At 64.3% G+C, this 8,636-nt stretch carries 9 protein-coding genes; 8 read left to right on the top strand and 1 reads right to left on the bottom strand.

Annotated elements, in window-relative coordinates; translation table 11 throughout:
- Positions 1–43 precede the first annotated feature (43 nt).
- The 5 genes from WAS25_RS12255 to WAS25_RS12235 are packed head-to-tail and all read left to right on the top strand — an operon-like array spanning position 44 to position 4,039.
- The gene (locus WAS25_RS12255; RefSeq protein WP_422312480.1) at positions 44–613 is read left to right on the top strand and encodes a DNA-3-methyladenine glycosylase I; all 570 of its coding nucleotides are present in this window, start codon (positions 44–46) and stop codon (positions 611–613) included.
- Positions 614–672: 59 nt separating this feature from the next.
- Positions 673–2,574, top strand: coding sequence for a methionine--tRNA ligase (metG, locus tag WAS25_RS12250; protein WP_422312478.1), 1,902 nt, complete (start codon positions 673–675; stop codon positions 2,572–2,574).
- Positions 2,571–2,915 carry a hypothetical protein gene (locus tag WAS25_RS12245; RefSeq protein ID WP_422312476.1) on the top strand — a complete coding sequence of 115 codons (345 nt, stop codon included), beginning with the start codon at positions 2,571–2,573 and terminating at the stop codon, positions 2,913–2,915. Before metG ends, WAS25_RS12245 begins: the two co-directional genes overlap by 4 nt.
- Positions 2,912–3,253, top strand: coding sequence for an arsenate reductase family protein (locus tag WAS25_RS12240; protein ID WP_422312474.1), 342 nt, complete (start codon positions 2,912–2,914; stop codon positions 3,251–3,253). The genes WAS25_RS12245 and WAS25_RS12240 overlap by 4 nt, the downstream gene beginning before the upstream one ends.
- A 9-nt stretch (positions 3,254–3,262) precedes the next feature.
- Positions 3,263–4,039, top strand: coding sequence for an exodeoxyribonuclease III (locus tag WAS25_RS12235; protein ID WP_422312472.1), 777 nt, complete (start codon positions 3,263–3,265; stop codon positions 4,037–4,039).
- A 45-nt stretch (positions 4,040–4,084) separates the two neighbouring features.
- Here the strand turns inward: WAS25_RS12235 and WAS25_RS12230 are convergent, their stop codons facing one another.
- Positions 4,085–5,107 carry a carboxypeptidase regulatory-like domain-containing protein gene (locus tag WAS25_RS12230; RefSeq protein WP_422312470.1) on the bottom strand — a complete coding sequence of 341 codons (1,023 nt, stop codon included), beginning with the start codon at positions 5,105–5,107 and terminating at the stop codon, positions 4,085–4,087.
- Between the two features lie 186 nt (positions 5,108–5,293).
- Here WAS25_RS12230 and WAS25_RS12225 point away from each other — a divergent pair, with 186 nt between their 5' ends.
- From WAS25_RS12225 to WAS25_RS12215, 3 genes are read left to right on the top strand one after another with little or no spacing between them, the layout of a single operon-like run.
- Positions 5,294–5,581, top strand: a complete 288-nt coding sequence (locus WAS25_RS12225) for a DUF1844 domain-containing protein (protein ID WP_422312468.1) — start codon at positions 5,294–5,296, stop codon at positions 5,579–5,581.
- Between the two features lie 17 nt (positions 5,582–5,598).
- Positions 5,599–7,458 (top strand): tetratricopeptide repeat protein, encoded by a 1,860-nt coding sequence (locus WAS25_RS12220; protein WP_422312466.1) that lies wholly within the window; start codon positions 5,599–5,601, stop codon positions 7,456–7,458.
- Between the two features lies 1 nt (position 7,459).
- Positions 7,460–8,629: a DUF4388 domain-containing protein gene (locus WAS25_RS12215; protein ID WP_422312464.1), complete on the top strand. Its 1,170-nt coding sequence runs from the start codon at positions 7,460–7,462 to the stop codon at positions 8,627–8,629.
- Positions 8,630–8,636 lie beyond the last annotated feature (7 nt).

Below are 8,636 nucleotides of genomic sequence, written 5' to 3'. Positions count from 1 at the left end.
CCCCCCGATTCTGCGTGATGAAGGATGGTTGGACGAGGGAATCATGGCTGTGATTGAGAAACCCCGCTGTGGCTGGTGTGGCAGCGATCCGCTCTACATCGCCTACCACGATGACGAGTGGGGCATTCCCCAGCACGATGACCGACGGCTTTTCGAGAAGCTGATCCTCGAGGGGGCCCAGGCGGGCCTGAGCTGGATCACGGTCCTGCGCAAGCGGGAGGCCTATCGGAAGGCCTTCCACTGCTTTGATCCGGTGAAGGTCGCGGCGATGACCGATGCCGAACTCGAGACAGTCCTCCTGGATCCGGGCATCGTGCGGAACCGGCTGAAGGTCTTCTCGGCCCGCAAGAACGCCCTGGCCTTCCTGGCCGTGCAGCGCGAGTTCGGCAGCTTCGACGCCTTCCTTTGGTCCTTCGTCGGGGGGAAGACGAGGGTGAACCACCCCAGGACCCTTGCGGAAGTGCCGGCAGTGACTCACGAAGCCGAGGGCCTGAGCAAGGCCCTCAAGAAACGCGGCTTCACGTTTGTGGGGCCCACGATCATGTACGCCTACATGCAGTCGATGGGGCTGGTGGACGACCATGTCACCAGTTGCTGGCGCAAGCGAGCCTAGCTCTTTTCGCGACCGCGACAGGAGCCAGGAAACGCTAGACTGGAGGATCCGGAGCCCCTGTGTCCAAGCCCTTCTACGTCACCACGCCCATCTACTACGTGAACGACCGGCCCCACATCGGCCACACCTACACCACGGTGCTGGCGGACGTGATCGCCCGGTTCCACCGCATGCGTGGCGAGCAGGTCTATTTCCTCACGGGCACCGATGAGCACGGCCAGAAGGTGGAGAAGGCCGCCGCGGCCCGGAGTATCACTCCGAAACAGCTGGCCGACGAGGTCGTGGCCAACTACACGGAGCTCTGGAAGCAGATGGGCATGACCCACTTCCGCTTCATCCGCACCACCGACGAGGACCACAAGGCCCAGGTGCAGCGCCTCTTCAAGCGGCTGCTGGACAAGGGCGACATCTACAAGGCCACCTACAAGGGCCTCTATTCGGTGAGCGACGAGGCCTACGTCACTGAGACCCAGGCCAAGGAGCTGCAGGCCCAGGGACTGGCACACCAGCTCATCGAGCTGGAGGAAGAGACCTACTTCTTCCGCCTCAGCGCCTACCAGGACCGCCTGCTGAAGCTCTACGAGGAGCACCCCGAGTTCGTGCAGCCCGACTTTCGCTTCAACGAGGTGAAGCGCTTCGTGGAGGGTGGCCTGCAGGATCTCTCCATCAGCCGCACCAGCATCAGCTGGGGCATCCCCGTGCCCGGCGACGAGAAGCACGTCATCTACGTGTGGTTCGACGCCCTGCTGAACTACCTGACGGGTTGCCCCGCCAACAGCTGGCCGCCGGATCTGCAGATCGTCGGCAAGGACATCCTACGCTTCCACGCCGTCTACTGGCCCGCCTTCCTCATGGCCGCGGGTATGTTCCTGCCCACCACCATCCTGGCCCACGGCTGGTGGCTCATGGGCGACGACAAGATGTCCAAGAGCAAGGGCAACGTGGTCCGCCCCGACACGCTGCTCCGCTTCGGCAACGATGCCCTGCGCTTCTACTTCATGCGTGACATGCAGGTGGGCCACGACCGCGGCTTCAGCTACGAGGGCTTCATGGACCGGCTCAATGCCGACCTGGCCAACGGCCTGGGCAACCTGGCCTCCCGAACCCTGAGCATGATCCAGCGCTACCGGGGCGGCGTGGTGCCGATGCCCACCGTCATGGATGAGTTGGACCAGGAGATGGCCACCCAGCTGCTGGCGGTATTCCCGGAGTACCTGGAGCAGGCCCGGGCCAGCAACTTCCACGGCGCCCTGGATGTCCTGTGGACCTACCTGCGCACCCTCGACGGCTACATCGTGAAGGCCGAACCCTGGAAGCTGGCCAAGGATCCTGCCAACGATCCCAAGCTCGACGCAGTGCTGGCCAACCTCTACCGGGCTCTGCGCGCCACGGCGTTGCTGGTGGCACCCGTGATGCCCGAGCTGGCCCAGACCCTCTGGGAAGGTCTCGGCCACACCACGAAGGTGGCTGAGACCACCTTCCACGGCTTCGCTCTGGATGGCCCGGCCATCGGCCCCATCGGTGAATCGAAGCCCCTGTTCCAGCGCATCGACAAGGAGAAGGAAATGAGTGATCTCATGGCTGATCCGGCCCCTGCCGTGGCCAAACCCAGCCTCGACGTGCCGGAGATTCGCGAAACCGTGGACGCTGACACCTTCTTCAAGGTGGACCTGCGCGTCGGCAAGATCCTCGAAGCGGAGCGTGTTCCCAAGAGCGACAAGCTCATCAGGATGAAGGTGGACATCGGCCTGGAGCAGCGCACCATCGTGGGCGGTATCGGCAAGGCCTACGAGCCTGCCGACCTGCTGAACCGGCTGGTGGTGGTGGTGGCCAACCTCGCGCCCCGGAAGCTCATGGGCATCGAAAGCCACGGCATGTTGCTGGCGGCCAGCGACAACGCCAGCAAGCCCTACCTCATCGCCCCCCCCGCCGATGCCATGCCCGGGTTCCTGGTGAAGTGAGGCAGCCCGTCTTCAGCTTTGAGGCTGAACTCCTCACGGATGCGCCTTTCGAGCACATCACAGGGCGACTCCAGGGCCTGGACCCGCTAGGCGGCTTCCGATGCCTGAAGCAGCTCCGAAGCTGGCTACCCATGGAGCAGGGCCCGGAGGAGATTCATCTCCGCTGGGAACGGCACCTGGTGGGTGCCTTGGAGCAGGGAACCCTTTGCATCCGGAAGGATGCGAAAGGGGCACACCTCCACCTGTCGGGCCGCATGAAGGGTTGGTCCAGCTTCATCTTCTTCGGCCTGGTGCGCTGGCGGACGGATCGATTGCTGGATCGCTTCGTGGAGGAACTGTGAAGTCCGTGCTCTGGATGAAATCGAGCTGCACCACCTGCCGCAATGCCAAGGCGAAGCTGGCGGAATTGGGGATCGAGGTGGAGATCCGGGACTACTTCAAGACGCCGCTGGGGACCGCCGAGTTGGAGCGCCTTCTGCCCGCGGATCCCGGCCCCATGCTGGGGACCAAGAGTCCCAAATACAAGGAACTCGGCCTGAAGGACCGCAGGTTGACCAGGGCCGAGGCTATCGCGCTGATGGTGTCGGACAACAACCTGCTCAAGCGGCCCATCCTGGTGCACGCCAAAGGCTTGATCATTGGCTTCGATGTCGATGCCTATGAGAAGCTGGTGCCCTGAGGGGGTCTCATGCGCTTGTACAGCTGGAACGTGAACGGTTTCCGCTCGGTCCTGAAGAAAGGCTTCATGGACTGGCTGGAAGAGGCGGAACCAGACATGCTCTCGCTGCAGGAGATCCGTTCTGATTGGGAGGAAGTGGATCTCGGCGTCCGCCGGCAGTTGGAGAGCGGCTACGACATCTGCTGGTTCCCCGCCACAAGCAAGAAGGGCTACGCGGGCTCGGCCACCCTCGCCAAAAAGGACCTGGGCTTCAAGCACACCAAGGGCCTGGGCATCGAGGGCTACGATGCCGAAGGGCGCATGATCGTGTCCCGGAAGGACAAGCTGGTCTTCATCGCGGGCTACTTCCCGAACGCCTCCCAGGGCCTGGTGCGGCTGCCCTTCAAGCGCCAGTTCGCCAGGGACCTGGCCGCGCTCGTGGCGAAGCACCACAACGCCGGGGACCAGGTGATCCTGACCGGCGACATGAACGTGGCCCCAGAGGAGATCGACCTCGCCCGCCCCAAGGACAACACCAAGAACCCGGGGTTCACACCGGAGGAACGCGAGGACTTCAAGCTCTACCTGGGCGCCGGATTGGCTGACGTGCTGCGGGAGCGGAACCCTGAGGTGCCGGGCCTCTACACCTGGTGGACGGCCCGGGGTGGTGCGCGGGAACGGAACGTGGGGTGGCGGATCGACCTGTTCCTGGCCAGCCGCGACCTGCTGAATCAGGTGAAGGATGCCCGCATTCATGCCGACGTGCTTGGCTCGGATCACTGTCCCATCAGCCTCGAACTGGCATGAGAAAGGGCCCCGATCGGGGCCCTTTCTCATGGCGCGCAGAGCGACCTACTTGATGTTCTTCAAAGAAGGGTCCTTCAGCATTTCCTTGGCGGTGGCAGCGTTTTTCCCCGCGGGAGCCAGCTCCAGGTACTTCTGCAGGTTGTGCTTGGTGCCCTTCAGGTTGTTCTCGCCGAACTCGACCATGGCCAGAAGGTAGTGGGCCTCGGCGTATTTGGGATCGACCTCGAGAGCCTTGGTCAGGTGGGCCTTGGCCTCCTTGGTCTTGCCGGCGTTGAAGGCCTCCACGCCCTTGTTGTAGATCAGGTCGGGGTTCGGTCCCTGGAGGGTCTCGAGCATCGCGACGTACTTCTGTTCAGCGGCCTTGTCGCCCTTGGCCTTGCTGGTCTCGATCAGGCCGACGACCGCGCGTTCGTCCTTGGGGTTCCGCTCCAGGGCCTTCAGGAGGTAGGGCTCGGCCTCCTCCTTCTTGGAGCCGGCCTGGGCGATGCAGATCCCCAGCACACGCTCGATCTTGAGCAACTCCGGGATCAAGTCGGCCTTGGCCTGTTCATCCTTCAGCGTCTTGCTGGCTTCGGTGAGGGTCTTATAGGCCTTGTCCACGAGGGGGAGGGCTTCATCGTATTTGCCGTCGTTGTAGAGAGGAATGGCAGAGTTGAAGGCATCGCGGCCAGCGATGTCCAGGGCGGCGCCTGGATCTTCCGGGATGGCCTGAGCGCCTCCTGTGGGAGCCTGGGTCCTGGCTTCCGCAGGCGTCAGGAGGGTGATGTTCTTCACGATGACGTCGGCAAGGGGGATTTTCACCGGTGATTCCGTGTACGTCACGTAGCCTTCGGCGGTGACGGTCATGGTGAATTCCTTGGGCTCAAGCCCGACCTGGAGGAAGTTGCCATTCTTGTCAGGAATCAGATCCTTGCTCCAGTTGCGATCAATGCGCTTGAGGTTGACCTTGGCGCCGGGGATGGGCTTGCCCTCCTTGTTGAGGACCTTTCCGGAAATCCGGCCCGTCTGTTCCGCGTGGAGCGAAACGCAGATGGCGGGGAGCATAAGCGCGAGAGCGAGGCGTCGCATGGGTCTTCCTCCAAACCTCATCATCGTTCCACAGGGCTGTCCTGATACCGAGTGCTTTTCGTCAAGAATCTGCCTCACCATCGGCTCCAGATTCCTGGAGGGGCGCGAATCCGTGCCGGATGCAGGAAAATTCGGGCTGTGGTAGGCTTCCCCGCAGACAAGTCCTGAAAGTGTTCGAGGTAGCCCATGACTCCAGCGGTGCCGGAAGCCTCCTTGACGGCCCTGATGCAATTCCTGGCCGAAATGGCGCTCCTCTGCATGGGTGGTCAGAATCCAATGACGAAGGAACCGCTCCCGGCAAACCCTGCCATGGCAAGGTTCTACGTGGATCTCCTCAGTGTCCTGAAGGCGAAGACGGAAGGTTCGAGAACGGAAACCGAGACCGCCCAGCTGGACGAAATTCTGTACCAGCTGCGTATGCGCGTGATGGATCTCAAACCCGCGGCGGAATCGCCAGCGGTCCCGAAGTCATGAGCGCCAGGAGGATCAGCATGGGACTCTTGCAGGCCATCCGGACCTCTTTCCTGCTGGCGGTCCTGGGGGCCACCCTCGTCGCGGCGCCACCCGCCCCGGCGGCCCCTTCCGCGACACCTCCAGTCAGTGGGCCACTGTCCGCGATCGCGCTCAGCCACAGGGCTGAGCACTTGATGGCGGCCCTCTCCAAGCGGGACGCGGAGGCCGTCCGTGCTGCTCAGCTGGAGGTGGAGGCACTTCGCCGCACCTACTCCACCCTCGACGTGGCTCCCCTGGTGGAGGCCATGTCCCTCTGGGCCCGCAAACAGGGCATGGACGGGAAGGTGGCCCTGGGCCTGGAGGGACTGCAGGCCGTCGAGCGCTGGGCCCCGGAACACCCGACCCTCCTGGGCACCCGCATCACCCTCATGCGGCAGCAGGGGGTCCAGGGCTGGCTCTGGAGCTTTCCCGACCTGTTGAGGCTGACCAGGCATCGCATGGAACACCCAGCCCACCGTTGGCTCTGGATGATCCAGCACCTGGGCATGCTCCGCCTTGCTGCGACCCTGCTGCTGTGGGGCTGGGCGCTGACCATGGGGCTCCGCTACCGGAATGTCCTACGACACCTCTGGGAGGAGCCCCTCAAGCACAAGGGTGTTTCTCCACTCCTGGCCGCCATTCTGGGCGGGCTGATCCTGACTGCGCCCGTCATCCTGGGTCTAGACCCGATGGTGGCGGCCGTCCTCTGGCTCTTCCTGCTCGCCCCCTTCCTGCTTGCCCCCGAAGTGAAGGTGACGGTCTTCATCCTCGTCCTGCAGCTGGTCCACCCGGCCCTGGCGGCCCTCGAGCCCTGGGCGGCCAGGGAACCCCAGCCCAGCCTCATGACGCTGCAACTGCAACCCCAGGTCCAGCCGATCGCTCCATCGGTCCTCCGGTTCCTTCCGCCTTCCGATCAGGCCTTCCTGGCTGGTTGGGGCCAGCTCCAGAATCAGGACTGGAAGGCCGCTGAGGCCACGTTCCAGGGCCTCGTTGGGCGGCACCCCGATCAGACCGCCGTGCTCAACAACCTCGGCGTGGCCAAGTGCCAGTCGGGTGATGGACCCGGTGCCGACAAGGCCTTCGAGATGGCCCTCCTGGCCGGACCCAAGATGGAGGTCCTGCTCAACCAGAGCATCCTTGCCTTCAACCGGCTGGACACGGCTCTGGGGGCCTCCAAGCGGGATGAGGCCCAGGCCGCAGGGCCCGAGGCGTATGCGCTCCTGATCGCGCTGAACGATGCCCAGAAGGATGTCCGGACCTATCCGATTCCCCTTCCGGACACGCCCGATCGGGTGCAGGCCCTGGCGGATGCCGCCGGAGGAACCGAGGGGACCGGGACGTTCCATCTGATGGAGCGGGCCTTCCTCTTCGCCCTCCTGCTGCCCATCCTCGGGCTCATCATCTTCCTCGCGAGGGTCAGGGCCAGTGTCCGCATGGCCCATCCCACCCAGTGCGTACGGTGCGGTGAGCCCTTCCACACCACGGACAGCCCGGATACCGAGGTCTGCCAGAAATGCCACCACCTCTTCGTCCTGCGGGATGGGCTCCACGCGGAGAACCGCCGGAAGAAGCTCGACGAGGTGGCGGAGCACCAACAGGCCACCCGCTGGATGCACAAGTCGCTCATCGTGCTGCTGCCAGGCTGCGACCTTGCGTTCCTGGGAGAGACCCGAGAAGGTCTGGTTGAGTTCCTGCCCTTCTGCCTGGCGGTGGGGATGGTCCTGGCCACCGGGCGCTCCGTGCGCTATCCCGGGGAGATCCTGGCGGATCCCACCTCCACCTGGCTGGCCGTGGGCGCAGCGCTCGTGGCCCTCTACTATGTCCGTTCCTGGCTGAAGCTCGTCCTGAGGAGGGCCTGATATGGCACTGGAAGGATCCCTTCGGGACTTCGACCTCTTCTCCCTGTTCAACATGATCAAGATCCAGGGGAAGAACGGCACCCTGGTGCTCTCCCAGGGCCAGGAGTTCGTCAAAGTCTTCTTCGAGAATGGCGAGATCGTCGGCTGCGATTCAAACCAAGTCCGCATGGAGGACCGGCTGGGCACGATGCTCGTTCGGCTGGGGCGGCTGACCGGGGAGGAACTCCTGGGCATGGTTCAGGTCCAGCGCCAGACCCTTAAGCGCATGGGAACCCTGCTCCTGGAGAGCGGCAAGGTCACGGCTTCCGATCTGCAGGATGCCCTCTTCAACCAGGCCACTTCGATCCTGCACCGCACCTTCCGCTGGGTGGAGGGCGACTACCGCTTCGACTCCATGCTGCCCCCGGACCTCGATCGCGACCACTTCGTGCCGATTCCGGTGGACACGGTGCTGATGGAGGCTGCGCGGATCCAGGACGAATGGCCCGAAGTGGAGCGCCGCCTGCCTGGCCTGGACGTGCCACTGGGCAAGTCCCCGCGCGCCCAGTCCCTCCACCTCGACATCGACCGGGACGTGTCCTCCGTCCTGGACGGCAAGGGGCAGATGCAGCACGGCACTTCGGGGCTCACCCATGAGCAGGAGATGGTGCTCTCCTATTTCGACCACGCCCAGGCCATCAAGGACGTCATCCAGGTCAGTCGCTACGAGGAATTGGACACCTGCAAGGCCATCGCTGATCTCCTCGAAGCCGGCCTGCTCGAACCCATCACTGGCGACGCCCCGAAGGTGGTGCGGCCGTGGGTGGTCGATGGCCATCCCGACTTGGCGCCCAGGGAATGGGAGGCCAGCCGTTTCCTCTGGCCCATGGTGGCGCTGGCGTTCGCGGTGCCCCTCGCCATCTACGTTCCCCACCACCGTGGCTCCATGAACATGGGCCTCGCCAGCCTTCAGCCGGTGGATCTGCGCGTGGTGCCGGAAGGCCCCACGCGGCTCCGGCAGGCCTGGGCCCTGCGGCTGGCCTCGCCCAAGGACGGTGGTGTCATGCTCGCCAAGGCCCTGGGACGACCCCTGGATGGCAAGAACCCAGTTCCGGATCTCTCGACGTTCCCGGACCCCATGGCCCAGCCGGTCGCCCCACCTCCGGAATCCGCCCCGACCCCCAAGAAGTAAGGACCCC

It is taken from the genome of Geothrix sp., assembly GCF_049292215.1.
Taxonomy (GTDB): Bacteria; Acidobacteriota; Holophagae; order Holophagales; family Holophagaceae; genus Geothrix.
This window is presented reverse-complemented; position numbering and strand designations above follow the sequence as displayed.

Bases quoted from the DNA above. Each gene is read 5' to 3' on its own strand.
- WAS25_RS12235 (WP_422312472.1), top strand. From the start codon at position 3,263: ATGCGCTTGTACAGCTGGAACGTGAACGGTTTCCGCTCGGTCCTGAAG.
- WAS25_RS12255 (WP_422312480.1), top strand. From the start codon at position 44: ATGGCTGTGATTGAGAAACCCCGCTGTGGCTGGTGTGGCAGCGATCCG.
- WAS25_RS12225 (WP_422312468.1), top strand. From the start codon at position 5,294: ATGACTCCAGCGGTGCCGGAAGCCTCCTTGACGGCCCTGATGCAATTC.
- WAS25_RS12220 (WP_422312466.1), top strand. From the start codon at position 5,599: ATGGGACTCTTGCAGGCCATCCGGACCTCTTTCCTGCTGGCGGTCCTG.
- WAS25_RS12230 (WP_422312470.1), bottom strand. From the start codon at position 5,107: ATGCGACGCCTCGCTCTCGCGCTTATGCTCCCCGCCATCTGCGTTTCG.
- WAS25_RS12215 (WP_422312464.1), top strand. From the start codon at position 7,460: ATGGCACTGGAAGGATCCCTTCGGGACTTCGACCTCTTCTCCCTGTTC.